Raw genomic sequence first — 26,581 nt, forward strand, 5'->3', positions numbered from 1 at the left:
GTGGCGGTTTCACTTTGGCAGCAATGTATCGGACGACTGCAAGATGAGCTTTCTGCTCAACAATTCAGTATGTGGATCAGACCGTTACAAGCCGAAATGGATGGGGATACCCTGGTGCTTTATGCGCCAAACCGGTTCGTGCTTGATTGGGTTAGAGATAAATATCTCAACATTATCAATCAGTTTTTTACTGAGCATTTGGGCAATGATGCACCCAAACTCAGGTTTGACATAGGTAGTCGTCCGTCGGCCAAGCCTCAGGTACAGGCCCCAACAGCGACCAAGGCCTCTGTCAGCGCACCCAAGAGCGCAGCCGGCAAAGGTGCTACTTTTAATACTGCTGCCGAGCCGGCTGTAAACCACAGCTATCGCAGCAATATTAATCCTACTTATCAGTTCGATAACTTTGTTGAAGGTAAGTCCAACCAACTGGGTAAGGCGGCCGCATTGCAGGTGGCAGAAAACCCGGGTGGCGCCTATAACCCGCTGTTTTTGTATGGCGGCACCGGCCTGGGTAAGACTCACCTGCTGCACGCCGTAGGCAACGGCATTATCAAGAATAATCCCAACGCCAAAGTGGTCTATATGCACTCAGAGCGTTTTGTGCAGGACATGGTCAAGGCGCTGCAAAATAATGCCATTGAAGACTTCAAGCGTTACTACCGTAGCGTAGACGCCCTGTTTATCGATGACATTCAGTTTTTTGCCAATAAAGACAGATCTCAGGAAGAGTTTTTCCATACCTTTAATGCTTTGCTTGAGGGCAATCACCAGATCATTTTGACATCGGATCGGTATCCGAAAGAGATCGATGGTGTGGAAGATCGGCTCAAGTCGCGCTTTGGCTGGGGTCTTACCGTGGCCATCGAGCCGCCTGAGCTGGAAACCCGGGTCGCCATTTTGATGCGCAAGGCGCAGGAGAGTGGGATCAACTTGCCGGATGAAGTGGCCTTTTTCATTGCCAAGCGCTTACGCTCCAACGTGCGTGAATTGGAAGGGGCATTGAACCGGGTTATCGCCAATGCCAACTTTACCGGTCGGCCAATAACCATTGATTTTGTGCGCGAAGCCTTGCGTGACCTCTTGGCTCTGCAGGAAAAATTAGTCACTATAGACAACATTCAGAAAACAGTGGCTGAATATTACAAGATCAAGATGGCCGATATGCTGTCCAAGCGCCGTTCCCGCAGTGTGGCGAGACCGAGGCAGATGGCCATGGCGTTATCTAAAGAATTAACCAATCAGAGCTTGCCTGAGATAGGTGATGCCTTTGGTGGTCGTGACCATACAACTGTGTTGCATGCCTGCCGCAAGATTGCGCAGCTGCGGGAAGAGAGTCACGACATTAAAGAAGATTATGCCAACTTGATTAGAACCTTATCTTCTTAATCAGGGAACAGGACCATGAAATTTTCGATCGATAGGGATGCCCTATTAAAGCCGCTCCAGTTGGTCAGTGGCGCGGTGGAAAGACGCCATAACTTGCCCATTCTGGCAAACCTCCTGGTGGAAGTAAGTAATCACTCACTCAAGATGACGGGTACAGATCTTGAGGTGGAACTGGTTGGCAGTGCTGAGGTCAGTGGCGAAGTGCAGGAAGGGCGCACCACAGTGCCGGCCAAGAAACTGCTCGATATCGTCAAGTCACTGCCTGAGCAGAGCGAAATCAAAATCGAACAGCAGGAAAACAAGTGGCTGCTCCGCAGCGGTCGCAGCCGTTTCTCGTTGGCGACGCTACCGGCGGAAGAATACCCCAATGTCGAGAGTTTCCAGCCTGCCATCGAATTTAACCTCAAGCAGGGCACACTCAAGTCACTGATAGATGCCACTCAGTTTTCCATGGCCAACCAGGATGTGCGTTACTATCTCAACGGTTTGCTGCTGGAAACCGAGGGTAATGTACTGCGTGCCATTGCAACAGACGGCCACCGCTTGGCTCTGAGTCACAGAGAGATAGCAGCCTCTTTGCCGGAAAATCAGGTGATCGTGCCTCGTAAAGGGGTGATGGAGCTGGCTCGCCTGCTGGACAGTGAAGATCAGGATATCCATATTGCCATTGGTGATAACGCCATTCGTGCTACCACAGCCAGCGCCGTGTTCACCAGTAAGTTGGTGGATGGTCGCTTCCCGGATTATCGCCGGGTATTGCCCAAAGGCGGCGACAAGATAGTGCTGGCCAGTCGCAATCAGCTTAAACAAGCGCTATTGCGGGCATCTATCTTGTCCAATGAGAAGTTCCGTGGTGTCAGGGTGCAGCTGGAAAATGCGCTGCTCAAGATCACCGCCAACAACCCGGAACAGGAAGAAGCCGAAGAGATCATCGATGTGGATTATGCCGGTCAGCCGCTCGAAATCGGCTTCAACGTCTCTTATCTGCTGGATGTGCTCAATGGCCTCAAGGCCGATGAAGTCAGGATTACCCTCAGTGATGGTAACTCCAGCGCCTTGATTGAAAACCACGTCGAGGAAGACTCCATGTACGTGGTGATGCCGATGCGCCTCTAGGGGCGACTTTGGGCCATAAATGAGTCTAACTCGTCTCAATATCCAAGCTTTTCGTAATATCGATTCAGCCCAACTGCTCCCCGGCACTGGGCTGAATCTTATTTACGGCCAAAATGGCAGTGGCAAAACCAGTGTCCTGGAAGCGATTTACTTTCTGGGGATGGGGCGCTCGTTTCGCAGTCATCTGTCTCAGAGGGTGATCAATAATCAGCAGGACCAGTTGACCCTGTTTGCCAATTTGAGCCTGCCATCCGGTGACAGTAAGTTGGGACTGCGACGATTTCGCAGTGGCGAGACCGAAGTCAGAATGGATGGCGAGAAGATAAAGCGCCTGTCTGTGCTGGCCGACACCCTGCCTATTCAGGTAATAACCCCAGAGAGCTTTTCACTGTTGTTTGAAGGCCCCAAGGCCAGGCGCCAGTTTATCGACTGGGGTGCGTTTCATTGCGATCCGCAGTTTTATCAGGCTTGGGTTAATGTCAGACGAATTCTTAAACAGCGTAATCAGTTACTTAAGGATGGTGCTGCCTATCAGCAAATCGCATTCTGGGACCGGGATTTTGTCCGTTACACCGAGTTGGTCACCGAGATACGAAAGGCATATGTAGACTCGTTAAATGAACTACTTAAGGGTATAATCGGGGAGTTTCTACCACAGGTTGATATCAAGGTTTCTTTTACCCGTGGTTGGGATAGTAAAACTGAGTTTGCGGCCCTGTTGCAGGCGTCTTATTCCCGGGATCTATCCATGGGGCACACAGTCAGTGGCCCCCATAAAGCTGACTTGAGACTCAGAGTGGGTAATCTGCCCGCTCAGGATGCTTTGTCTCGTGGTCAACTGAAGTTGTTGGTGTGTGCATTACGAATAGCACAGGGAAAGTTGCTTAAACAACAAATAGATAAGAATAGTATCTATCTGGTCGACGATCTGCCGTCAGAGCTGGATGCGAAACACAGGAAGTTATTGCTGCGGCAGTTGAGCGAAACCGGGGCGCAAGTGTTTGTCACTGCGATTGACCCGGCGGCAATATCAGATTCATTAAGCACGCCCCCCAGCCGAATTTTTCAGGTGGAACAGGGGCGGGTAACGGTCATTGAATAACCGATGAGAGAATAATATGTCAGAGAACAGTTACGATTCTTCGAGTATTAAGGTCCTTAAGGGCCTTGATGCGGTACGTAAAAGACCTGGGATGTATATTGGTGATACCGACGATGGCACGGGTCTGCATCACATGGTATTCGAAGTCGTCGATAACTCTATCGATGAAGCTTTGGCGGGTCATTGCAGTGACATAGTGATCACCATTCATGTTGATGGTTCTGTCTCTGTAAAAGATGATGGTCGTGGTATTCCGGTTGCCATTCACCCTGAAGAAGGAGTTTCGGCGGCTCAGGTTATTATGACAGTACTGCACGCCGGCGGTAAGTTCGATGACAACTCCTATAAAGTTTCCGGTGGTTTGCACGGTGTGGGTGTATCCGTGGTTAACGCTCTGTCGGAAAAACTGCAACTGACCATTCGCCGCGATGGTAAGGTTTATGAGCAGTTTTACAAACATGGTGAGCCGCAAGAGCCTATCAAGGAAATCGGTGAAGCGACCAAGACTGGTACTGAAATTCGTTTCTGGCCCAGCCATGAAACCTTTACTGATACCGAGTTTCATTATGAGCTGCTGGCCAAACGTATTCGCGAGCTGTCATTCTTGAACTCAGGCGTGGGTATCCGTCTGGTTGACGAGCGCGATAATAAAGATGAATTATTCCATTATGAAGGCGGTATCAAGGCCTTCGTAGAGTACCTGAACCGTAATAAGACCCCGGTGAATAAGGATGTTTTCCACTTTTCTCAAGAGCGGGAAGATGGCATCACTGTTGAAGTGGCTATGCAGTGGAACGACGGTTTTCAGGAAAGCATTTTCTGTTTTACCAATAATATTCCCCAGCGTGATGGTGGTACTCACTTGGCAGGTTTCCGGGCGGCATTGACCCGTAACCTGAACAACTACATGGAGAAGGAAGGCTTCAACAAGAAGGGCAAGACCAACGCCACGGGTGATGACGCCCGTGAAGGCCTTACTGCGGTGGTTTCTGTGAAGGTTCCAGATCCCAAATTCAGCTCCCAGACCAAAGACAAGCTGGTTTCCAGTGAGGTCAAAGGTGCCGTGGAACAGACCATGGGTGAGAAGCTGAATGACTATCTGCTGGAAAACCCAGCTGATGCCAAGATGATTGTTGGCAAGATTATCGACGCTGCCCGCGCCCGTGAAGCGGCCCGAAAAGCCCGCGAGATGACCCGTCGTAAAGGAGCCCTGGATTTGGGTGGTTTGCCGGGTAAATTGGCAGACTGTCAGGAAAAAGACCCAGGTCTTTCTGAAATCTACATAGTGGAGGGTGATTCGGCCGGCGGTAGTGCCAAACAGGGCCGGAACAGAAAGAACCAGGCTATTTTGCCACTCAAGGGTAAAATTCTTAACGTAGAGAAGGCTCGCTTCGACAAAATGCTGTCTTCTCAGGAAGTGGCGACTCTTATCACCGCCCTAGGCTGTGGTATCGGCCGCGATGAATATGATCCGGACAAGACCCGTTATCACTACATCATCATCATGACAGATGCTGACGTCGACGGCTCGCACATCCGTACGCTGCTGTTGACCTTCTTCTTCCGTCAGATGCCAGAGCTGATTGAACGTGGCTTTGTTTATATTGCTCAGCCTCCTTTGTTCAAAGTGAAGAAAGGCAAGCAGGAGCAGTATCTGAAAGATGAACCTGCATTGACTGAATACTTGACCACTCAGGCTCTTGATGGCGGCAGCATCTATCCATCCAAGGATGCACCGGCCATGTCTGGTGAAGGTCTGGAGCGTCTGGTTTACCAATATCGTGAAGTGGAAGCTATCATTGAGCGCTTGGAAAAACGTTATCCAACCAATGTGACCAACCGCATGCTGTATCGTCCGCGGGTGACCGCCGAAATGTTGGCAGACGAAGCCGCTATGACCACTTGGTGCAAAGGCCTGCTGCAGGATCTCGAAGATGAAGAGAACGGCGGCGTTATCTACAAGATGGAAACAGTGCTGGATCCTGAGCGTAAGGTGTATCTACCGCAGCTCATTGTGCGCAAACACGGTATAGATACCCATTATCTGTTTGGTTATGACTTTTTCCATTCCAGCGATTATGAGCGCATTGCCAAGCTCGGTGAGCAGATCTGTGATCTAATTGAAGATGGTGGCTATGTTAAACGTGGTGAGCGGGTCAAAGAGGTCAGCAGTTTTGTTGAAGCACTTGACTGGCTGATAGCCGAGTCCAAGCGCGGTCTCTATATCCAGCGCTATAAAGGACTGGGTGAAATGAACCCCGAACAGCTATGGGAAACCACCATGGATCCCGAGAGCCGCCGCATGTTGCAAGTCACCATTGAAGATGCGATTGCGGCCGATCAGCTGTTTACCACTCTGATGGGCGATCAGGTTGAGCCAAGACGCGACTTTATTGAGGCCAACGCCCTCAACGTGGCTAACCTCGACGTTTAATCAAACTGCTTATTGTTTTTAAAAGGAAGGCTTCTGGCCTTCCTTTTTTATTGGATGTTCGCCGCGTTTACTTTGTTAAATAGTGATTATACTGAACCATCTTGGGTAAAATAATTGCGCAGGAAATCAATTGATAGGACTCTTCAGGAAACTGTTTAATCTCAGGGAAAACGTTGAAGTAGAGCGACCGAAAAGCTTCAACGAAGCACCGCCCAATATTCAGTATGAGCAGCAAATCTTGAGTCGCTCGCGGGAGATCACCGCCGAGAGCGATGAGCTGGTGGCCGCCGTCGATGCTACGGCTCTGTTTTACAGTTTACTGTTCTCCGTCAGCAGCCAAAATAACGGTGGTGTTGCCAATAAACTCGAAAAGCGGGTCATGAGCGACATTGAGCAGGCTCTGGCCTCACCGCAGCAGATAGCCGATTCTGTACTGCAGATCCCTGGCCGAATACTGGAGCTGGACAACAAACTCAGCGATCCTGAATTTGATAATCAGGATATAGTCGCGCTTATTCAGCAAGATCCCGTGTTGAGTGCCGAGGTTATCCGCATCTGTAACTCGGCGGCATTTCGCCGCAGCGAGCGGCAGATAACCAGTCTTCAGCAGGCTCTGGTTCAATTGGGTAGCAACAGACTGAGACGGATAGTGACTACCTGCATGATGAAAGAGATGATAGATATCAAACCCATCTACTTTCGCCGCTTTGGAGCCCATTTGTGGCGCCATTCACTGCAGGTGGCTTTCCTGGCGGGAGAACTGGAAACCGAAGAACCGGATACTGCTTTTATGGTGGGCCTGCTGCACGATGTCGGCAAGATAGCCATCTTCAAGCTGTTGCTCGATGCATTTATTCAAGTCGAGCCTGGCGAGCAGCCCAAGTCCTGGCTGTTTCGTCAGGTGATGACGGCGCGCTCCTTGTCATTGAGCAGTCTACTGGTGAGCTGCTGGCAGTTGCCCAAGGCATTTGAGACTGTATTGCAACCTTTGGCCAATGTCGGTGCCAAGCCGGAAAATCGTTTAAGCCAGCTGATTTGGCAAGCCAATCTGCTCAGTGAATGTTCTATGCTGGTGCAAGAGGATAAGTTGCCCCCGGAATTGCTGGACGCCTTGTTGAAAGAAGCCAATATCAGCCGGGAAATGTTTGAACAGTGGCATCAGAAACTGCTTGAAATAAAATGAAAAAACGCGCCTTTCGGCGCGTTTTTTAGCTGTTTGGCATCACTGCAACTGCCATCACTGCAACAGTGATATATCGGCCACCCGCAGGAACTGATTTCGCAGCTGGTTCAGCAGTGCCAGACGATTGCGGCGCAGCGCCTCATCGTCGGCCATTACCATCACATCTTCAAAGAAGGTATCTACCGGCTCTTTCAGCGTCGATAACAGGGTCAATCCCTGTTGATATTCCCCTTTGGCAAACAAGGGCTCAAGTTGTGGCTGAAGTGAGCTCAGAACTTGATTCAGGGCCTTCTCGGCATCTTCCTGCAGCAGGGCTGTATCGACTTCGCTTGGCAACTCACCTTCAACCTTGGCGAGAATATTGGAAACCCGCTTGTTGGCTGCGGCCAGAGAGGCGGCCTGTTCCAAGCTGCGGAAATGGCTGACGGCCTGGATACGGCTGTCAAAGTCGGCCGGACGAGTCGGACGACGGGCCAGAACCGCCAGAATGACATCGGTACTGATGCCTTTATCCTGATACCAGGCGCGGAAACGGCCCATCAGGAATTCCAGCACCTCTTCGGCGCAGTTCTGATTGCTGAGGTTGCTGCCGTGGGCCTTGATGGCGCTGGCAATCAGCTCGACCAGATCCAGTGGCAGTTTGTTCTCAACAATGATCCTCAGTACACCTATGGCCGCGCGGCGCAGGGCAAAGGGGTCGGCAGCGCCTTTAGGTGCCTGGCCGATACCGAATATCCCGCTCAGGGTATCCAGCTTTTCTGCCAGTGCAACGGCGCAGGATACCGGCGCTGTAGGCACAGTATCACCGGAGAACTTGGGCTTGTACTGTTCTTCCAGTGCCAGGGCAACCGCTTCGGTTTCCCCTTCGAGGCGCGCGTAATGCATGCCCATGGTGCCTTGGGTGTCGGTAAATTCCATGACCATATTGGTCATCAAATCGGCCTTGGACAACAGACCGGCACGCTTGGCATCGGCTTGGTTGGCATCGATTTTGGCCGCAATGGCTTCGGCCACACAGGAGATGCGCTCCACTCTGTCTTTAAGGGTGCCCAATTGTTTCTGGAATACCACGGTTTCCAGGCTGGCAATGCGGGACTCGAGTGATTGCTTTTTATCTGTGTTAAAGAAGAATTCGGCATCGGCCAGGCGAGGGCGGACAACTTTCTCATTCCCGGCAATGATTTGCGCCGGATCTTTGGACTCAATATTGGTCACAAAGATGAAGTTGGGCATCAGCTTATTGTTGCCATCAAATACCGGGAAGTATTTCTGATCGCCTTTCATTGTGTAGACCAGGGCCTCGGCAGGCACCTGCAAATACTTCTCTTCAAAAGCCGCTGTCAGTACCACTGGCCACTCAACTAAGGAGGCGACTTCTTCAAGCAGTTCGTCGGCGATATCGGCACGGCCCCCCAACTCGGCAGCGGCTTTTTCGGCGTCTGTCTTGATGATATCCATTCTGGCCTGATAGTCGGCAATCACCTTGCCGCGCTCTTTCAAGCTGCTGAGGTAGTTGTCGGCATGATCCAGCTCGAAGCTGGCTTCACCCATAAAGCGGTGACCACGAACGGTACGCGCCGAGGTGATACCCAGCAGCTCACCGGCAACCAGCTTGTCACCCAACAAGATGGTAACTGTGTGCACGGGGCGGATAAATTGAGTCTTGTTGCTGCCCCAGCGCATAGGCTTGGGGATAGGCAGCTTGTCCAGGGCGCGCTGTGCCATGGTCGGGATCAGGCTTTCAGTGGTCACACCTTCAACCTTGGCGCGGTGCAGCAGCCATTCCCCCTTGTCTGTCACCAGACGCTCGGCTTCGGCAACGCTGATACCATTGCCGCGGGCCCAGCCTTCGGCGGCCTTGGTTGGCTTGCCGTCGGCATCAAAGGCTGAACTGACCGCTGGGCCTCTTTTTTCAACCACTTTATCCTGTTGTGCCAGGGCCAGTTGCTCTACGTAGAGCGCCAAACGGCGCGGCGCGGCATACCAGTGTGCCTTGCTATAGCTGAGTTCGGCCTTGTCCAGCTCTTCGCAGAAGTTGTTTACAAAAGACTCTGCCAGAGTGCGCAGGGCTTTTGGTGGCAGCTCTTCGGTACCTATCTCTATGAGTAAGTTGTCAAAATTCATTAGTTTCTACCTCACTTGCACATTGGGAAGCCCAGGGCTTCACGCGCCTGGTAATAAGCTTCGGCTACCGCCTTGGCCATGGTGCGCACCCGCAGGATATAACGCTGACGCTCGGTCACAGAGATGGCGTGACGGGCATCGAGCAGGTTGAAGGCGTGTGAGGCCTTCATCACTTGCTCATAAGCGGGCAGAGGCAGAGGTTTTTCCAGTGAAAGCAGGTGCTGACAGGTTTTTTCGCACTGATCGAACAGACCGAAAAGGAAGTCGACATCGGCATGTTCAAAGTTGTAGGTCGACTGCTCCACTTCGTTTTGGTGGAACACGTCACCATAGGTGATCCTTCCCATTGGGCCGTCGGTCCAAACCAGATCATAGACGCTGTCTACGCCCTGAATATACATGGCAAGACGTTCTAGACCATAGGTGATTTCGCCGGTTACCGGGCTACACTCTAGGCCACCAACCTGTTGGAAATAGGTGAACTGGCTGACTTCCATACCGTTGAGCCAAACTTCCCAGCCCAGGCCCCAGGCACCCAGGGTAGGTGATTCCCAGTTGTCTTCAACGAAACGGATATCATGGATACTGGGGTCCACACCCAGGGCCTGCAGTGAGCCCAGGTACAGCTCCTGAATATTATCCGGTGAAGGTTTCAATACGACCTGAAACTGATAGTAGTGCTGAAGACGGTTGGGGTTTTCGCCATAGCGGCCGTCGGTAGGGCGGCGCGATGGTTGGACATACGCGCTGCTCATCGGCTCAGGGCCCAATGAACGCAAAAAGGTTTGCGGATGGAAGGTGCCGGCACCGACCTCCATGTCCAGGGGTTGAACTATGGCGCAACCTTGCTGCGCCCAGTATTCTTGCAGGGTTAAGATAAAACCCTGGAATGTCTTCACGTCGTGTTTCGTCGTCATATCTACTGCTGTCAGCTATTAATAGAAAATGGTTTCGATTATACCTTGTCGATATAGGCTTATGTAGGTTATTTTTTATCGGATTTAACGATTTAAGGGATTTTGAGTAATGGATATAGTTCGTTGTGGCTGGGTGACCGATGATCCTCTCTATCAGGAATATCACGACAAGGTATGGGGAAGGCCGGTTTATGATGCCAAGGAACTGTTTGCCAAGCTCTGTCTCGATGGTCAGCAGGCTGGTTTATCTTGGCTGACCATTCTCAAAAAGCAGGCCAACTATGAACGCGCCTTTGCCGGGTTTGATCCCCAAGTTATTGCCGGGTTCGACCAAGCCAAGATAGAGGAATTGCTACAAGACCCAGGGATAGTACGCAATCGAGCCAAGGTGAATTCCATAGTTCGAAACGCCAAGGCATATCTGGCATTTGTGGAACAAGGCAATGATTTTTCAGAATTTCTTTGGGGTTTTGTCGGCGGGGTACCCAAAGTGAATCGCTTTGAAACCCTGACTCAGGTTCCGGCTCAGACAACCGAGTCAGAGGCTATGTCCAAGGCGCTGAAAAAACTGGGGTTTAACTTCTGTGGCCCGACGATTTGCTATGCCTTTATGCAGGCTGTAGGCATGGTCAACGATCATCTGTTGGATTGCTGTTGTTATCCCCATGATTAAGTTTTCCCGGCGTCGCCGTTTTTTGCTGCTACTGTTTAGTTCTGGTCCGGGGCCTGGGCCCTTTGCGACGATAATCTATCTGCCATTGTGCATGCTATTCTGGATGTTTATCGCATTTGCTTTGGGTCGTTTATTGACGCTTAGTGATGGTGTTAGTGTGTTTATTGGAGCGCTATTTACATTGCCAACTCTGGCGCTGGTGAACTTGTGGGCCGTTCGGGTGGGTGATACTTTACTGCGACTCAGCTTTGGCAAACAAGCCATCATGCCTACACTCATCCGCTTCCTGTTGCCGGCGCTTGTTAGCTACCTATTGTTATCTTTGGTATTGCTACTGCTTATAAAATAAAAGGATGTTCCACGTGGAACATCCTTCCGTTTTACGTCGGGCTTAATCTTTTTTAAATATCTTCAAAGAAGAAGGGCTGGCGCTGCTTCCTATCACCATTGAGTTGATTCATGGTTTCGGCATCATAGAGTTTACCATTGACCATAGTATGAGTGACCCTGTCTGTGACCCTAATATCCTCCAGTGGGTTACCGTCGATAACAATAAGGTCGGCTAATTTGCCCGGCGTTATCGAACCAAGCTGATGGTCCATAGCGAAGGTCTTGGCGGGATAAAGCGTTGCTGTCTTCAGCACTTCCATATTGCTCATACCGCCCTGGGCAAACATCCACATCTCCCAATGAGCAGCCAAGCCTTCGCGCTGACCATGGGCACCAATGTTGGGATGAATCCCCAATTGATTCACCTCATTGGCGACTCTGGCCACATTGAAGTGGTTGTAATGTTCATCCGGTGCGGTAGGCCTTCTCATGGAGCGAGCCCGCAACAGATCGGCTGGAACATATTTTGACAATCGTGGATGAGCCCAGACATCAGTCTTGTCGTACCAATAGTTTTCACCCGAAATGCCGCCATAGGCCACCACCAGCGTGGGGGTGTAACCCACTTGGGTTTGGCTCCAGAACTGCTTAATATCGTTGTAGATTGCTGCTGCCGGCAGGGAGTGTTCCACTGTGGTGTGACCATCGGCAATCATGGTGAGATTATGTTGCAGCAGGCTTCCTCCTTCTGGAACCACCATCATCTCCAGTTCTCTGGCTGCGGCTATGACTTGTTGACGCTGATTGCGTCTGGGTTGGTTATAGCTCTTGACGCTGAAAGCACCGACTTTTTTAAGTCGTTCGAGGTGGAATTTGGCATCATCCAATGAGTCTATGTGGCTGGTGTAGCCAGGTAAGTTGGCACCATAGAGTATGGTGCCGGTTGAGAAGATTCGCGGGCCAACAATCTTTCCGGCTTTTTGTTGCTCGCTGGCAGCAAAAATTTCGGTAGTGTCATTGGAGGGATCATGGATGCTGGTAACCCCCAAGGCCAAGCCGGCATATAACTGCCAGTTCTGCTGGGGGATGATTTCGCTTTCACCTTGAGCGCCATGGGCATGGGCGTCAAACAGACCCGGCATCAGTGTCTTACCTGAGATATCCACTAGCATGGCATCATCCGGAATTTCCATGTCGGCTTCACCCACGGCTTGGATATGGTTATCTTTCACCAACACCACACCCTTATCTATGACCCTATCATTCTCCATTGTGATGATCTTACCGCCGACGAAAGCGATTGTTCCACGTGGAACATCCATCTCTGTCTGAAAACCAATCTCAGTAACTTGGACCTTGTTCTTAGCATTCTTCTCTCGATAGTCGTTATTCAGGCTCACTTGATAGAGTTCTGGGCCAAGGGTCCAATAGAGTTGATCGCTGTTGGCGCCCCAACTGATACTCTCACCGGCGCGGGTACTGAGCTGTGTTACTGGTAAATTAGTCGCCTTAGGCCCGATATCAACGGTTTCACCATGCTTGGCGAATGGGGTGACCCAAACACGGAAACGTTCGGCAAATGCGAGTTGCTTACCATCGGGAGATACCCTGAATTCTGTGGCGTGTTTGCTGGTGTAGTGTACCCGCTTATCGAAACCACTAAGCGATATAGAGGCTAGCTGCGGCGTTTCACCATTCTCCATAAAGTAGACTCTGTCGTTGTCGGCACCAAACTGTGGTTGGAAGCCCTGAGCTGAGAGTTTCTTTAGTCCTTTACCATTGCTGTCAACCAGGTAGAGCCCGGGATCCTGACTCCAAGTTTTGGGGGTAATATAGCCACCGGCAATTTTACGAAACACAACTTGTTTGCCATCGGGAGAGAAGGTGGGCTCGATATATTTCCCCGGCTCTTGGGTAAGTGTTGTGGTTTTTCCTCCTCGGGCACTGATGGTTCTAACGCTGCCTTGTTGCTGATCATTCCATGTGGTAAACACCACTCGCTTACCGTTACGGGACCATTGAGGGAATAACTCTTCCAACTGTTCATCCAAACGGGTCAGGCGTTTCGGTTTGCCGTCCGGCAGTTGCTTTACCCAGATTTTTCCCAGAGCTTCGTAGATGACTTTGGTTCCATCTGGCGACACCTGAGCCATGCGCAGCATTTTGACATCCAGTTGCTGCTGATCTATATCCTGCTTAAAGCGCACCGCCGGCTGCACAGCAAGCTCTGTGGTGACATTGAATGGGATCTCTGCCGCTTGCTTGGAAGCCAGTTCGAGCTTGTGGATTTTGCCTTTTGCCCAGAAATAGATCTCTGCACTATCTGGGCTCCAGGCCATAGTGGGATAAACACCGTGTATCGCCCAGGTTTCCTGCATGTCTCTGTCAAGGTCGCCATAGAGCTTTTGCTCTTTACCGGAAGCCAGATCCAACAGGTATAAGGTTGACTGAAAACCGTCGCGTTTGATGTAGGCCAACTGTTTACCATCCGGGCTCGGGGTCGGCCTGATGGCGCCACCAGTGCCCTCGACAAGCACTTCGATATTCCCGGTTTGGGTATCGTAGCGTTTTATCTTGTATATGCCTTTGACCGAGTCTTTGGAGTAGTGGAAGGTTTTACCCGGGGTGGCATCTTGGCTGAAATAGATATATCGGCCGTCAGGGGAATAGGCGGGTTCACCCAGGTCTTTCTGATCATTTGGCCGCTCGGTGAGTTTAACTCCTTCGCCACCGGCAATATGATAAAGCCAGACTTCACCGGCACCTAGACTGCGGCTGGCTGTGAAGTGCTTTCGCGCCACCAGATATTGGGAGTCTGGGCTCCAGGCCGGGCTGTTGAGCAGGCGGAATGTTTCATTGGTTACCGGACGCGGATTACTGCCGTCAGCATTCATTACCCAGATGTTGTCGCCGCCATCTTGATCCGACGTAAAGGCAATGTATTTGCCATCAGGGCTGTAGACGGGTTGCATCTGCCAGGCTATGCCTTGTGCCAGAGGTTTGGCTTCGCCGCCCTGAGCGGAAATTCTGTAGATGTCACCCAGCAGATCAAAAACCAGATATTTGCCATCCGGGCTCAGGCTCAGATTCATCCAGGTACCTTCAGATACCTGAATTTTGGCTTGTTCAAGAGGAGCATTCAGCGGGGCATTGACATCCCACTTGGGGGCTTGATCGTCACTGAATGCCGAAGCTGAAAAGAGCAATGAAACAGCTGTGTACAGAGGGGTTAGTTTAGGTCTCAACATGACAGCGGCCTTATTTTAGTTATCGGTTACCGACTGTCTGTTATCTCACAAATTTGTTAACAGTAAAACCTCAATACTGTATCAATTGGTTTTCTGTTTTTTATAAGTCTAAGTTGCGATTTGGCCAACTATCGAGTATCTGGACCGGGTCCTGAGGTCTGATTTTTCCCGGATTGATCACTTTGGCGGTACAGCCACCACGCCAAGCAGGCATTAATGCTGCTTCCAACCCTGGGTGTGCTCGCTCCATTTTGCCGCAAGGGTCTGTTTCTCCGGTAAGTTCAAGCACCAGATGCTCACCAATCTTCAGGTATTTCCCCACCAACTCAGGTGCAAACTCCAGACCATCCAGCAGCAAGTTGGCTCTGCGGCTCGTCCAGGGAAGCTCTGTCTGCAATTGAGCCAGGCTTGTTGCCACTGTTGTTGAGACAATAGTGTCACTTGACGCTTTCCCGGTTTACCGAAAATGTCGCCCTCTACACCTTGAGCCAAACTGACTTCGGCATAAGGTAATAAATCCATTGGGGCGTTTCTTTGCTTTTTATGGGCGATAGCGAGCAGGGTAATCATTAGGTTCCTTCCTGGTAAGTGGGTTAGAGACCTTTCTTAATCAAATATTGATAAGGTAGGTTATCCGTTTGGCTGGCCACCAAGGTGTGGTCCATAAACTGGCAAAAGCTGGGAATATCTCTGGTGGTAGCCGGATCATCGGCGATAATGAGCAGAGTTTCTCCCTCGGCCATATAACGGACTTTCTTGCGAACCATCATGACAGGCTCCGGACACCTCAAACCTAAAGCATCCAGTTGATGTTGGGCACTGGCAAAAACCTGACTCATATAACCTCTTACAACGAGAACAACAGAAGTGGCTAATATTACTCCAAGGCAGCGGTCAAACCAAGTTGGCAGCTATTTTTTGTGCTCTACCGCATTGTTCCACGTGGAACAATGTCTTACTCGTTATTCAGCTCGGGGTTCTACTTCTCATTCAATCAAAGCGCTTTATCGTCAGAGAGCTAACCTCGTATTTGTGGACATCAGGTTAATTAAAGGGGTATCTCTGTGATGGGGATAAACAGCTTTTACATAAAAAAACCGCTTAAGAAATAAGCGGTTTTTCATTGAGAAGGGCAGCTTTTCTATGCCCCTCTGTGTTGGCGATATTTACTCAGACACGCTCAAATACAGTGGCAATACCTTGGCCGAGACCAATACACATGGTTGCCAGACCCAAAGTCGCGTCTTTACTCTCCATCAGATTGATCAAAGTGGTAGAGATTCTGGCTCCCGAGCAACCCAGAGGGTGACCCAAAGCGATGGCTCCACCGTTGAGGTTAACCTTCTCATCGACCAACTCCATAAGACCTAGGTCTTTCACGCAAGGCAGAGACTGCGCGGCAAAGGCTTCGTTCAGCTCAACCAGATCGATATCCGCTATGCTGAGGCCTGCGCGAGTCAGTGCCTTTTGTGTGGCTGGAACCGGGCCATAGCCCATGATTGATGGGTCACAACCGGCAACCGCCATCGACTTGATACGAGCTCGGATAGGCAGTCCCAGCGCCTTGGCTTTCTCTTCTTCCATCACCAGCATGGCAGATGCGCCATCGGACAGGGCCGAAGAGGTACCAGCGGTAACAGTGCCGTTAGCCGGGTCAAACACGGGACGCAGGCCCGCCAGTGATTCCATACTGGTTTCAGGGCGGATCACTTCGTCATAATCTATTTTGATCAAGGCACCATTGGCATCATGGCCTTCGATAGCCTGGATCTCTCTGGCAAAACGGCCTTCAACTGTGGCTGCATGCGCACGTTTGTGCGAGCGAACGGCAAACTCATCCTGCATTTCACGGCTGATACCGTGCATGCGACCGAGCATTTCCGCCGTTAGTCCCATCATACCGGCTGCTTTGGCAACCCGGGTTGCCAGGCCAGGGTGGAAGTCGACCCCATGACTCATGGGAACATGACCCATATGTTCAACACCACCAATGATGAAGGTGTCACCCATGCCTGTCATGATGGCCCTGGCTGCTTGGTGAATGGCTTCCATGGAGGAGCCACAGAGACGGTTTACGGTAACTGCGCCAACCTGCTTGGGGATACCCGCGAGCAGAGAGGCATTACGGGCGATATTGAAACCTTGCTCCAGAGTCTGCTGCACACAGCCCCAGATAACGTCTTCTATGGTGCCGGGATCCAACTGGGGATTACGTACCAGCAGGGCCTTCATCAACTCGGCAGAGAGTGTCTCTGCACGAACATTTCTAAATACACCGGCCTTGGAACGGCCCATGGGTGTACGAATGCAATCTACGATAACTGCTTGTTTCATGGTTAAAATCCTTTCCGCAAATTAGGCCTGATAGTAAGAACCGTTGTTGGCTGCCAGTTCACGCATGCCATCGGTCACTTGGTAGAGTCCCCCCAGGTGGGCGTATTTGTCAGCCAGGGCGACAAAGTTGGCAACGCCCATGGTATCCAGATAGCGGAACACACCGCCTCTGAATGGTGGGAAGCCAAGACCATATACCAGACCCATGTCGGCTTCGGCCGGGGTGGCGACTATGCCTTCTTCCAGGCAGCGTACGGTTTCAATAATCATGGGGATCATGGTGCGGGCGATGATTTCATCGCTGCTGAACTCTTTGAGTTCACCGTATTCGGCCTGCAGTAATTCGTAGCTGACAGGATCCTTGTCTTTCTTCGGCTTACCACGCTTATCCACAGAATACTGGTAGAAACCTCTACCGTTCTTCTGCCCCAGGCGCTCATGACCAAACATGATATCTATGGCGTCTTTGCCTGTTTTGCCCATACGGTCCGGGAAGCCTTCGGCCATGACGGCCTGGGCGTGATGGCCGGTATCCAAACCGACTACATCCAGCAGATAAGCCGGGCCCATAGGCCAACCAAACTGTTTCTCCATCACCTTGTCGACGGCGATAAAGTCTGCACCATCGGCCAGCAGGCCGTTAAAGCCGGCGAAATAGGGGAAGAGTACCCGGTTAACAAAGAAGCCGGGGCAGTCGTTGACCACAATCGGCGTCTTACCCATCTTGCTGGTATAGGCCACTACAGAGGAGATGGTTTCTTCCGAGCTGTGTTCGCCACGGATCACTTCCACCAGAGGCATCTTGTGCACTGGGTTAAAGAAGTGCATGCCGCAGAAGCGGGAAGGGTCTTTCAGACTCTTGGCAAGCAGATTAATCGAGATGGTTGAGGTGTTGGACGCTATGATGGCATCGGCAGCTAGCTGCTGCTCGACTTCGGCCAGCACAGTCGCCTTAACCTTGGGATGTTCTACTACCGCTTCTACTACTATATTGGCGTCTTTGACAGCGCTGTAATCGAGCGATGGGGTGATGTTATTGAGCACTTTGGCCATCTTGGCCGGGGTGGAGCGACCACGCTCTACCTGGGCCGTCAGTAGCTTGGCCGCCTCGTTAAGGCCGAGATCCAGCGCCTTCTGCGCTATGTCTTTCATCACAATCGGTGTACCTTTGCTGGCACTTTGGTAGGCGATACCGCCGCCCATAATGCCTGCGCCCAATACAGCGGCTTGCTCTATGTTTTTCGCTTGTTTGGCGGCCTTCTTGGCTTTGCCTTTGACCAGTTGGTCATTGAGGAAGATGCCGATCAGCGCCTTGGCCACATCAGTCTTGGCCAGTTGAATAAAGGCTTGATGTTCTACCAATAAGGCTTCTTCGCGCCCCAGACCGGCTGCCTTTTCCACAACGTTAACCGCCGCCATTGGCGCCGGATAGTGCTTGCCGGCAACGGAAAAAACCATGCCCTTGGCTGTGGTGAACGACATCATGGCTTCTAGCTTTGGCAGTGTCAGTGGCGACTGTTTACGTTGACGGCGGCTCTGCCAGTCAAGTTTGCCAGCCAGCGCGTCCTGTAGCATCTGTAGTGCTGCGGCCTGGAGCTGCTCTGGAGCCACGACGGCATCTACTGCGCCAACTTTGAGAGCGGCTTCCGGGCGTTGGTCTTTGCCTGTGGTGATCCACTCCAGTGCATTGTCTGCACCTATCACTCTGGGCAGACGCACTGTGCCACCGAATCCCGGGATGATCCCCAGCTTGGTTTCCGGCAGGCCGATTCGGGCACTGGTGTCGGCAATGCGGAAGTCTGTGGCCAAAATGGTTTCGCAACCACCGCCCAAGGCAAAACCATTGATGGCAGAAGCGGTTGGGAAAGGCATGTCTTCCAGCTTGTTGAATACCGCATTGGCTTGCTGCAACCATGACAAGAGTACTTCATCTTCCTGAGCGAACAACCCGAGGAACTCAGTAATGTCGGCGCCGACTATAAAGGCAGCTTTAGCCGATGTCAGCAGCAGTGCTTTCACGCTGGATTCTGCTTTGATGGCGTCCAGAGCCTCATCCAGAGAGGTCAGGGTGGCGCGGTCGAATTTGTTTACCGATCCTTCGGCATTGAAGCAAAGGCGGGCGATATTATTCTCGAGTAACTCAACTTGAATCATCGAATTTTGGTAGATCATTGCTTGCATCCTTATTGCTTAGGAGTAGGGCAGCTCAGGCCATCATTTGACCAGTTGTTGCTCAGTGTGCTTCGAAAAAAGGAAAAATACAACACCCAATTTAAACGATCGTTTAATTGCTTGCCGGTTAGCTGCAAATTTCAGCTTTGTGATACACTGCACATTGGCTTTTGTTGTAACTGTGAACAGCGTCCAATGGCAAGGGGAACCTTGATTTCAGATAACAGGAACGGCTTATTATGCAACTGGCTCAGCATTATCAATCACATATAAATATTCTTAATCAAAGAGTTGCCGAGATTTGTGCCCGTGAGGGACTGTCTGGGTTGGCAATTCATTCGGGTCAACCCCACAGGCAGTTTCTGGACGATATCGATTACCCCTTTAAGGTGAATCCCCATTTCAAGGCCTGGGTGCCTTTACTGGAAACGCCTCACTGTTGGCTGCTGGTCAATGGTCGCGATAAGCCAATACTAATCTTCTACCGGCCCGAAGACTTCTGGCATAAGGTGACAGATCTGCCGCAAAGCTTCTGGTGTGACAGCTTTGATATCCGTATTTTGACCAAGGCCGATAAGGTGGCGGACCTCCTGCCTGTGGCAGAGGGTTGCTGGGCCTATATTGGTGAACACCTGGAAGTGGCTTCTGTGCTCGGATTTAACAACTGTAATCCAGAAGCCGTAATGAGTTACATGCATTTTTATCGTGCCTGTAAGACAGATTACGAGTTGGAATGTATGCGTCAGGCCAACCATATTGCGGTCGAGGGCCATCGCGCGGCCAAGAACGCCTTCTACAATGGTGCCAGTGAGTTTGAAATCCAACAGCAATATCTGAATGCCATAGCACAAGGGGAGAATCAGGTTCCTTATGGCAACATCATTGCCCTCAACCAAAATGCGGCTATTTTGCATTACACTGCGTTGGAGCATGAAAGCCCACAGCAGAGGTTGTCTTTTCTGATCGATGCCGGTGCTTCTTTCCACGGCTATGCCGCCGATATCAGCCGTACCTATGCTTTTGAAAAAAATAGGTTCCACGATCTTATCCTGGCGATGAATCAACTGCAGCTTCAACTGATTGAGCACTTGCGACCCGGCAAACGTTATACCGAACTGCATCTGCAGGCTCATCAACAGCTGGCGACTCTGTTACTTGAAGTCGGTCTGGCCAATGGCTCACAAGAGACGCTGTTGGAGCAGGGCATTACCCGGGCGTTCTTCCCTCATGGGCTGGGGCATATGTTGGGATTGCAGGTGCATGATGTCGGTGGTTTCTTCAATGACGAGCGCGGCACTCATGTGGCCCCTCCTGAAGATCACCCGTTTCTGCGCTGCACCAGGACTATGGCGCCCGGGCATGTAGTAACCATAGAACCAGGACTCTATTTCATCGATAGCCTGTTGGTGCCTCTTAAGCTAGATGGCCGTAAGAAGTTGGTGGATTGGGACCTCGTCGCCAGTTTACGTCCGTTTGGTGGGATCCGTATCGAAGACAATGTCATAATCCACGCCCATGGCAACGAAAATATGACTCGAGAGTCAGGTCTCATTGATTGAAAGTTATCCCATTGCGGCAGAAGAGCTGGAATATGAAGAAGAGATAAAGCACAGCCGCTTTATCTCTCTGGTATTTCCCTGTCATTCGCCGGAAGAGTTTAAACAGCAACTACAACAGATAAAGCTGCGTTATCCGGGGGCTAGTCATTATTGCCAGGCATTTATTTGTGGTGCAGCCATGGGGCAGTCGGCCATGGGTTCGAGTGATGATGGCGAGCCTGGCGGTAGTGCCGGTCGCCCCATGTTGGCGGTATTGCATGGGGCTGGCATAGGTGAGATTGGCGCGGTTGTCGTGCGTTACTATGGCGGCACCAAGTTGGGTGTGGGTGGGCTGGTTCGTGCCTACAGTAGTGGGCTCAAGCAGATGCTGCCACAGCTGGCGACCAAGACAAAAATGCTCAGGGAAAAAGGCCGTTTGGTTTGCCGTTACGACCAATTGGCCGATATCGAACATCTGCTGCAAAGGCTTGACGTGTTGATAGAGGAGCGGGAGTTTTCCGACCAGATTCGCCTGACTCTGGCTGTGCCCTTATCTGTTACCGAGAGTATCAATAACGAGTTGGCTCCCATGAGCCAAGGACAATTAAAGATAGATTTTTCACAGTGAACACTCTGATAACTTGTGCGACAATGCTGGGTTTTATTGGCCAATGGACTGATTGAAAAACGGCATGCATTACCGAACAATTACCCGTATTACCGGGTTACTGATAGGGCTTTTCTCCATCACTATGCTGCCCCCGGCATTGGTGGCCCTTATCTATGAAGACGGCGGTGGTACGGCGTTTATTAAAGCCTTCTTTATCAGTCTATTTATCGGTTTCTGGCTCTGGTATCCCAATCGCCACAATAAGGCAGAACTCAAGACCCGAGAGGGTTTTTTGATAGTGGTGCTGTTCTGGACCGTACTTGGTGCCATAGGTACCTTGCCCTTTTTGCTATCGAAACAGCCGGACTTGTCACTGGCCGACAGTATTTTTGAATCTTTTTCGGCGCTGACAACCACGGGGGCCACTGTGATAGTCGGCTTGGATAACCTGCCAAAGGCGATACTCTTTTATCGTCACTTGCTGCAATGGTTAGGTGGCATGGGGATCATTGTACTGGCGGTAGCTATTCTGCCGGTTTTGGGTATTGGGGGGATGCAGCTTTACCGAGCCGAGATCCCAGGGCCCGTCAAAGACTCCAAGATGACCCCAAGGATTGCCGAAACTGCCAAGACGCTCTGGTATATCTACCTGATGTTGACCCTGGCCTGTGCCGGCGCCTACTGGCTCGCTGGTATGAGTGCCTTCGATGCCATCAGTCATTCATTTTCTACTATCGCTATTGGCGGTTTCTCCACCCATGACGCCAGTATGGGCTACTTTCAAAGCCCAACCATCAATTTGATTTGCGTGGTATTTCTACTGATTGCGGCAGTGAACTTCAGCCTGCACTTTGCGGCGTTTTCCCGCCGGGGGATCAACTTCAGGGTTTATTTTCGTGATGCCGAATTCAAGGCGCTTATCGCTATTCAGTTACTGCTGACCGCCATCTGTTTCGCCACCTTGTATCACTCAGGCATCTATGACACACCGGAGCAAACTCTGGATCATGCGCTGTTTCAGGCAGTCTCTATTTCCACCACAGCCGGTTTTGGTACCGAGAGCTTCCATGTTTGGCCGCTGTTTCTGCCCATCCTATTGATGTTTTCCAGCTTTATCGGCGGCAGTGGCGGTTCTACTGCTGGCGGGATCAAGGTTATCCGCGTGGTGTTACTGCTGTTGCAGGGGTCGCGCGAGCTTAAGCGTCTAATTCACCCCAGGGCTATGTTCTCGATTCGTATCGGTTCCAAGGCGTTGCCGGATAGAGTTATAGATGCTGTTTGGGGCTTCTTTTCCGCCTATGCCTTAGTGTTTGTCATTTGTATGCTGATCCTGATGGCCATGGGAATGGATGCGATAACGGCCTTCAGCGCCACCGCAGCTTGCCTCAACAACCTGGGGCCAGGCCTTGGCGAAGTTGCCAGCAACTACGCCAGCATAGAAGATGGCGCCAAGTATGTGCTTGTGGTTGCCATGTTGTTTGGGCGCTTGGAAATCTTTACCTTATTGGTGTTGTTTACCCCGACTTTCTGGAAGAACTGATGAGCAAAACTCTGATTATTTATTCGACCGTTGATGGCCAGACCAAGGCGATATGCCAGACAATGGCTGATGAATTGAGCAAAGCGGGTGAGACAGTCTCTATGGTATCGCTGGCTGAGGCGGAAGCTGAGCCTCTGCAGACTTTCGATAAAATCTTGGTGGGTGCCAGCATACGTTATGGTAAGCATAGGCCGGAGCTGTATCGTTTCGTCAATAACCACCATGCGCTGCTGAACGCCAAGAAGAACGCCTTCTTTACCGTGAATGTCGTGGCCCGTAAGCCGGAAAAGAATACCCCGGAAACCAACCCTTATATGCAGAAGTTTTTGCAGTTGTCCCTGTGGCAGCCGCAATTGCAAGGCGTGTTTGCCGGCAAGATAGCCTATCCTAACTACGGCTTATTTGACCGTAGCATGATTCGGCTGATCATGTGGATAACCAAGGGGCCAACTGATATCAGCGGTACTTATGAATTCACCGATTGGCAGCGGGTGAAGGCCTTTGCCGCCGAGTTTGCCGAGCTTTAAGACCCAAGGGCGTGGCTTACAGGCCAGCCTGCTGTGTTGTGCTTCTTGCAAAGGACTAGGCCATTTGCTGCGAACCACGCCTTGCATCCAGGCCCGTAAGCCGACGCAGAGCACACATGGGACTTGTTCGCACCTTCCCTAAGCGCAGTACTTGCGGTGCAGGATAGAGATGACCTCTGTGACCTGCTGGTTCTTGAGCGAGTAGTAAACAACCTGCGAACTCTTGCGGGTTGCCACCAGATCTTCGGCGCGCAGTACTGCCAGATGTTGTGACAGAGCAGATTGGCTCAGGGGCACGGTTTCATTCAACTGAGTGACGCTCAGCTCTTGATCCAGTAGTAGGCAGAGGATCATCAGGCGGTAAGGGTTGGCGATGGCTTTGAGCCATTTGGCAGCATTTTCCGCATTGGAAAGCATGGCTGCGATATCAATATCTTTTTGCATCAGCTTGGAACCTCTTCGCCTTTTGATTAGGTTATTCTAATTGAATGGGGAGATGAGCACAATCATCAGTCTTTTATCTGGATCGCAATTCTAGCCTGAAAACTACCGATTCAGCGCAATTTGCGGCAATATTCTCAAGAGTTGAAGCCGATTATGTGATCTCTCAACTTGTTCAATCCGGGCGACAAGCTACACAATTTAAGTTACAGACACTCAATAGGCGAACTTATGAAATCCATTCTTGTGCTCTACTTCTCCCGTGGTGGCCACACTGCCAAGATCAGTCGCTGTATAGCTGAAAGACTACAGCAGTTGGGTCATGAGTGTGACAGCATGGATTTGGCTGCAGCCGAGGCGGAAAACATCGACTGGCAAAAATATGATGCCGTGGTACTCGGTGCCTGTGTGCTTTATGGCACCTACGACAAGAGTGTGTTCGCTTTTTGCAGCAAACACCAACAGGTGTTGACAGAGAAAGGACTCAGCTTCTTCTCTGTTAATGTGGTGGCCCGCAAGCCGGAGAAACGGATCCCGGAAAACAACAAGTATCTGCAGAAGTTCATTGCCCTGTCGGATTGGAAACCCAAGGATGTGAAGATTATCGCCGGTAAGGTGGATTACCCCTCTTGGGGCTGGCTGGATAGCTTTATGATCCGGTTGATCATGAAGATGACCGGCGGCCCAACCGATCCCAAGACGGTTATCGACTACACGGACTGGGAAGATGTAAAGCGCTATGCCGAGTATTTGAGTGATTTGGCATCCTGATAGAGCCGATGTTTTCCAAGCGCAGTCATGGTACTGCGCTTTTTTGTATGTGTGAAAAAGGTGGCTGCAAGGTCAGCACTGTGTGCCTGTTGCCCGCTTAATATGGGCGGCTTTATTGGTACGACTTTTAGGGGGTGTCATGAAAGACGGTGAGATTCGCCTGCGTGCGTTGGAAAGAACAGACCTGAGATTTATTCATCAACTAAATAACAATCGCATCATAATGGCTTATTGGTTTGAAGAGCCTTATGAATCGTTTGATGAGCTTGAAGAGCTCTACAACAAGCATATCCATGACAAGACAGAGCGGCGCTTTATCGCAGAAAATGCTCAGCAACAGACTATAGGCCTGGTTGAGTTGGTGGAGATCAATGACATTCATCGTAACGCCGAGTTTCAGATAATCATAGCGCCGGAGTTTCAGGGGCGAGGCTATGCCAGAGCTATGGTCAACAAGGCGCTCAATTACGCCTTTACCATACTAAACCTTTACAAGGTTTATCTGCATGTGGCACTGGAGAATGACAAGGCGTTACAGCTCTATCAAAAGTGCGGCTTTAAAGAGGAAGGCCATTTGGTACAGGAGATCTTTATCAACGGCCAATATTCGGATGTCAAACGTATGTATGTCTTGCAAGCCGATTATCTACAGTTGAATAATATTCATCTATAATGGGGTTGTCAGTATTTCCAGAAACTGGGGTGGAACAATACGGCGACGGTCAGGATCTCCAAGCGGCCCAATAACATGCCTATCGACAGCGCCCATTTGGCCAAGTCCGGCAGGCTGGAAAAGTTGCCTGCAGGGCCAATAACCGGACCAAGTCCTGGGCCGACATTGGTCACAGCCGTGACTGCACCAGACAGGCTGGTGATAGGATCCAGACCACAAAGTACCAATACCAGCGTCAGCATCACGATAACCAGCATAAACAGCAGCGCGAAGGTCACCAGGGAACGCACAATCTCTTCGTTGATAGGTCGGTTGTTGTAGCGCTCGCGGAAAATACCGTTGGGATGAAACTGCTGCTTCAATTGTTCACGCATGATGGCGCCGGCGATCTGGAAGCGGAATATTTTTATGCCGCCGGAGGTTGAACCTGAGCAGCTGCCGACAAACATCAGGAATAGAAAGGCGATATTTGCCAGCGCTCCCCAACTGCCATAGTCGGTCAGACCATAGCCTGTGGTGGTGACCACGGAAACCACGTTAAAGCTCGAGAGCCGCAGGGCATCAATAAAGGCTATTTCCCGCGAACTGTAGAGCCAATAGGCCAGAGAGAAAGACACTAGCAGCAGAAAAAGAATAAAGCCTTTTACTTGGGCATCATTCCACACCTTGATACTACGTTGTTGTAGACTCTGAACAAACATCAGTAGCGGCAGACCACCGGCAGCCATAAATACCACCCCGACCCAGTGCGCCGCCTTGGGAAAGGCCGCCATGGAACTATCCGAAGTCGAGTAGCCCCCAGTGGAGAGCGTGGTCATGGCATGGTTGAGCGCCTGAAACCAGTTCATCCCCGCCAGGTGATAAGCCAAACCGCAGCATACCGTCAGTCCCAGATACACCAGAAACAGGTATTTAGCCAAGCTCTGGGTGCGAGGGATGGCTTTCTCGGACCAATCTGAGGATTCGGTTCTGAACAGCCGCATCCCCCCTACGTTGAGAAACGGCAGAATGGCTACCGCCATCACAATAAAGCCTATGCCACCGAGCCACTGCAACAGCGAACGCCAGACGAGAATGCTGTGATCCATGCTGTCCAGGCCGGATAATACTGTGGATCCTGTGGTGGTGATCCCCGACATGGTTTCAAAGAAGGCATCGGTATAGCCAATACCGTGATACAAGGTAAAAGGCATGGCGGCGAATAAGCTGACAATAAACCAGGTGAGGCTGGTCAGCAGGAACATATCGCGGATATTCAGATTGAGTTTTTGTCCTTGCCCCCTATGCATACAAAGGCTGGAGATTGTGCCAGTGACCAGTGCCGATGCCATGAAGGCCGCCACTGTTTCTTCGCCGTAAAACAGGGCGAAGAAGAGTGGAATAAACATAAAGGCCGTCAGCATGGATAAAAACAGGCCTAGGATGAATAGCAGTGGGCGAAAATTCAGCATGGCCAGAG

The 26,581-nt window shown here is 51.0% G+C and carries 21 protein-coding genes and 1 pseudogene; 13 read left to right on the forward strand and 9 right to left on the reverse strand.

Annotation, left to right across the window (positions count from 1 at the left end):
- From dnaA to WKR14_RS00025, 5 genes are all read left to right on the forward strand, one after another.
- Positions 1-1,389, forward strand: a complete 1,389-nt coding sequence (gene dnaA, locus WKR14_RS00005) for a chromosomal replication initiator protein DnaA (RefSeq protein WP_039035678.1) — start codon at positions 1-3, stop codon at positions 1,387-1,389.
- A 15-nt stretch (positions 1,390-1,404) separates the two neighbouring features.
- The gene (gene dnaN / locus WKR14_RS00010) at positions 1,405-2,505 is read left to right on the forward strand and encodes a DNA polymerase III subunit beta (protein WP_025011717.1); all 1,101 of its coding nucleotides are present in this window, start codon (positions 1,405-1,407) and stop codon (positions 2,503-2,505) included.
- 19 nt (positions 2,506-2,524) lie between these two features.
- Positions 2,525-3,607, forward strand: coding sequence for a DNA replication/repair protein RecF (gene recF / locus WKR14_RS00015; RefSeq protein ID WP_101056530.1), 1,083 nt, complete (start codon positions 2,525-2,527; stop codon positions 3,605-3,607).
- Between the two features lie 16 nt (positions 3,608-3,623).
- Positions 3,624-6,041 carry a DNA topoisomerase (ATP-hydrolyzing) subunit B gene (gene gyrB / locus WKR14_RS00020; protein ID WP_165564221.1) on the forward strand — a complete coding sequence of 806 codons (2,418 nt, stop codon included), beginning with the start codon at positions 3,624-3,626 and terminating at the stop codon, positions 6,039-6,041.
- A gap of 130 nt (positions 6,042-6,171) precedes the next feature.
- Positions 6,172-7,224, forward strand: coding sequence for an HDOD domain-containing protein (locus WKR14_RS00025; RefSeq protein WP_229839786.1), 1,053 nt, complete (start codon positions 6,172-6,174; stop codon positions 7,222-7,224).
- 54 nt (positions 7,225-7,278) lie between these two features.
- On the opposite strand, the gene glyS is transcribed toward WKR14_RS00025, so the two are convergent.
- Both glyS and glyQ read right to left on the reverse strand, forming a co-directional pair.
- Entirely contained in the window at positions 7,279-9,348 is a 2,070-nt protein-coding gene (gene glyS, locus WKR14_RS00030) for a glycine--tRNA ligase subunit beta (RefSeq protein WP_339087174.1), read from the reverse strand.
- Between the two features lie 11 nt (positions 9,349-9,359).
- Positions 9,360-10,265, reverse strand: coding sequence for a glycine--tRNA ligase subunit alpha (gene glyQ, locus WKR14_RS00035; RefSeq protein ID WP_028780936.1), 906 nt, complete (start codon positions 10,263-10,265; stop codon positions 9,360-9,362).
- A 109-nt stretch (positions 10,266-10,374) separates the two neighbouring features.
- Between glyQ and WKR14_RS00040 the strand changes: the two genes are divergently transcribed.
- Positions 10,375-10,938, forward strand: coding sequence for a DNA-3-methyladenine glycosylase I (locus WKR14_RS00040; RefSeq protein WP_101056533.1), 564 nt, complete (start codon positions 10,375-10,377; stop codon positions 10,936-10,938).
- A gap of 103 nt (positions 10,939-11,041) precedes the next feature.
- The gene (locus WKR14_RS00045; RefSeq protein ID WP_165564223.1) at positions 11,042-11,287 is read left to right on the forward strand and encodes a hypothetical protein; all 246 of its coding nucleotides are present in this window, start codon (positions 11,042-11,044) and stop codon (positions 11,285-11,287) included.
- A 52-nt stretch (positions 11,288-11,339) separates the two neighbouring features.
- Here the strand turns inward: WKR14_RS00045 and WKR14_RS00050 are convergent, their stop codons facing one another.
- From WKR14_RS00050 to fadB, 5 genes and pseudogenes are all read right to left on the reverse strand, one after another.
- Complete coding sequence (locus tag WKR14_RS00050; RefSeq protein WP_339087175.1) at positions 11,340-14,516, reverse strand: amidohydrolase family protein; 3,177 nt, start codon at positions 14,514-14,516, stop codon at positions 11,340-11,342.
- A gap of 100 nt (positions 14,517-14,616) precedes the next feature.
- A pseudogene (locus WKR14_RS00055) lies at positions 14,617-15,086 on the reverse strand (MOSC domain-containing protein).
- A gap of 23 nt (positions 15,087-15,109) precedes the next feature.
- Positions 15,110-15,355 carry a sulfurtransferase TusA gene (gene tusA, locus WKR14_RS00060; protein WP_101056537.1) on the reverse strand — a complete coding sequence of 82 codons (246 nt, stop codon included), beginning with the start codon at positions 15,353-15,355 and terminating at the stop codon, positions 15,110-15,112.
- Positions 15,356-15,686: 331 nt separating this feature from the next.
- A complete protein-coding gene (fadA, locus tag WKR14_RS00065) occupies positions 15,687-16,850 on the reverse strand; it encodes an acetyl-CoA C-acyltransferase FadA (protein WP_044735608.1) in 1,164 nt (387 codons plus the stop codon).
- A gap of 21 nt (positions 16,851-16,871) precedes the next feature.
- Positions 16,872-19,022 carry a fatty acid oxidation complex subunit alpha FadB gene (fadB, locus tag WKR14_RS00070; protein ID WP_339087176.1) on the reverse strand — a complete coding sequence of 717 codons (2,151 nt, stop codon included), beginning with the start codon at positions 19,020-19,022 and terminating at the stop codon, positions 16,872-16,874.
- A gap of 236 nt (positions 19,023-19,258) precedes the next feature.
- On the opposite strand from fadB, the gene pepQ reads away from it, so the two are divergent.
- The 4 genes from pepQ to hemG (WKR14_RS00090) all read left to right on the forward strand — a co-directional run bounded on the left by pepQ (position 19,259) and on the right by hemG (WKR14_RS00090) (position 23,237).
- Positions 19,259-20,581 (forward strand): Xaa-Pro dipeptidase, encoded by a 1,323-nt coding sequence (pepQ, locus tag WKR14_RS00075; protein ID WP_101056540.1) that lies wholly within the window; start codon positions 19,259-19,261, stop codon positions 20,579-20,581.
- Positions 20,574-21,188 (forward strand): YigZ family protein, encoded by a 615-nt coding sequence (locus tag WKR14_RS00080; protein ID WP_339087177.1) that lies wholly within the window; start codon positions 20,574-20,576, stop codon positions 21,186-21,188. The genes pepQ and WKR14_RS00080 overlap by 8 nt, the downstream gene beginning before the upstream one ends.
- A 64-nt stretch (positions 21,189-21,252) precedes the next feature.
- Positions 21,253-22,710, forward strand: coding sequence for a TrkH family potassium uptake protein (locus tag WKR14_RS00085; protein WP_339087179.1), 1,458 nt, complete (start codon positions 21,253-21,255; stop codon positions 22,708-22,710).
- Entirely contained in the window at positions 22,710-23,237 is a 528-nt protein-coding gene (gene hemG, locus WKR14_RS00090) for a menaquinone-dependent protoporphyrinogen IX dehydrogenase (protein WP_101056543.1), read from the forward strand. Before WKR14_RS00085 ends, hemG (WKR14_RS00090) begins: the two co-directional genes overlap by 1 nt.
- A gap of 138 nt (positions 23,238-23,375) precedes the next feature.
- Here hemG (WKR14_RS00090) and WKR14_RS00095 read toward each other — a convergent pair whose 3' ends face one another.
- Positions 23,376-23,681, reverse strand: coding sequence for an ArsR/SmtB family transcription factor (locus tag WKR14_RS00095; protein ID WP_039035694.1), 306 nt, complete (start codon positions 23,679-23,681; stop codon positions 23,376-23,378).
- 228 nt (positions 23,682-23,909) lie between these two features.
- Between WKR14_RS00095 and hemG (WKR14_RS00100) the strand changes: the two genes are divergently transcribed.
- Both hemG (WKR14_RS00100) and speG read left to right on the forward strand, forming a co-directional pair.
- Positions 23,910-24,449 (forward strand): menaquinone-dependent protoporphyrinogen IX dehydrogenase, encoded by a 540-nt coding sequence (gene hemG / locus WKR14_RS00100; protein ID WP_039035695.1) that lies wholly within the window; start codon positions 23,910-23,912, stop codon positions 24,447-24,449.
- A gap of 139 nt (positions 24,450-24,588) precedes the next feature.
- Positions 24,589-25,122: a spermidine N1-acetyltransferase gene (gene speG / locus WKR14_RS00105; RefSeq protein ID WP_165564227.1), complete on the forward strand. Its 534-nt coding sequence runs from the start codon at positions 24,589-24,591 to the stop codon at positions 25,120-25,122.
- Between the two features lie 8 nt (positions 25,123-25,130).
- On the opposite strand, the gene WKR14_RS00110 is transcribed toward speG, so the two are convergent.
- Positions 25,131-26,573 carry a TrkH family potassium uptake protein gene (locus WKR14_RS00110; protein WP_101056545.1) on the reverse strand — a complete coding sequence of 481 codons (1,443 nt, stop codon included), beginning with the start codon at positions 26,571-26,573 and terminating at the stop codon, positions 25,131-25,133.
- Positions 26,574-26,581: the final 8 nt, after the last annotated feature.

Source organism: Shewanella chilikensis (assembly GCF_037953065.1).
In the GTDB taxonomy this organism is placed as follows: domain Bacteria; phylum Pseudomonadota; class Gammaproteobacteria; order Enterobacterales; family Shewanellaceae; genus Shewanella; species Shewanella chilikensis.

Coding starts and splice junctions, on each gene's coding strand:
- WKR14_RS00040 (WP_101056533.1), top strand. CDS start 10,375: ATGGATATAGTTCGTTGTGGCTGGGTGACCGATGATCCTCTCTATCAG.
- speG (WP_165564227.1), top strand. CDS start 24,589: ATGAAAGACGGTGAGATTCGCCTGCGTGCGTTGGAAAGAACAGACCTG.
- dnaN (WP_025011717.1), top strand. CDS start 1,405: ATGAAATTTTCGATCGATAGGGATGCCCTATTAAAGCCGCTCCAGTTG.
- glyQ (WP_028780936.1), bottom strand. CDS start 10,265: ATGACGACGAAACACGACGTGAAGACATTCCAGGGTTTTATCTTAACC.
- hemG (WP_039035695.1), top strand. CDS start 23,910: ATGAAATCCATTCTTGTGCTCTACTTCTCCCGTGGTGGCCACACTGCC.
- WKR14_RS00095 (WP_039035694.1), bottom strand. CDS start 23,681: ATGCAAAAAGATATTGATATCGCAGCCATGCTTTCCAATGCGGAAAAT.
- tusA (WP_101056537.1), bottom strand. CDS start 15,355: ATGAGTCAGGTTTTTGCCAGTGCCCAACATCAACTGGATGCTTTAGGT.
- WKR14_RS00045 (WP_165564223.1), top strand. CDS start 11,042: ATGTTTATCGCATTTGCTTTGGGTCGTTTATTGACGCTTAGTGATGGT.
- recF (WP_101056530.1), top strand. CDS start 2,525: ATGAGTCTAACTCGTCTCAATATCCAAGCTTTTCGTAATATCGATTCA.
- WKR14_RS00110 (WP_101056545.1), bottom strand. CDS start 26,573: ATGCTGAATTTTCGCCCACTGCTATTCATCCTAGGCCTGTTTTTATCC.
- hemG (WP_101056543.1), top strand. CDS start 22,710: ATGAGCAAAACTCTGATTATTTATTCGACCGTTGATGGCCAGACCAAG.
- fadB (WP_339087176.1), bottom strand. CDS start 19,022: ATGATCTACCAAAATTCGATGATTCAAGTTGAGTTACTCGAGAATAAT.
- gyrB (WP_165564221.1), top strand. CDS start 3,624: ATGTCAGAGAACAGTTACGATTCTTCGAGTATTAAGGTCCTTAAGGGC.
- fadA (WP_044735608.1), bottom strand. CDS start 16,850: ATGAAACAAGCAGTTATCGTAGATTGCATTCGTACACCCATGGGCCGT.
- glyS (WP_339087174.1), bottom strand. CDS start 9,348: ATGAATTTTGACAACTTACTCATAGAGATAGGTACCGAAGAGCTGCCA.
- WKR14_RS00085 (WP_339087179.1), top strand. CDS start 21,253: ATGCATTACCGAACAATTACCCGTATTACCGGGTTACTGATAGGGCTT.
- WKR14_RS00050 (WP_339087175.1), bottom strand. CDS start 14,516: ATGTTGAGACCTAAACTAACCCCTCTGTACACAGCTGTTTCATTGCTC.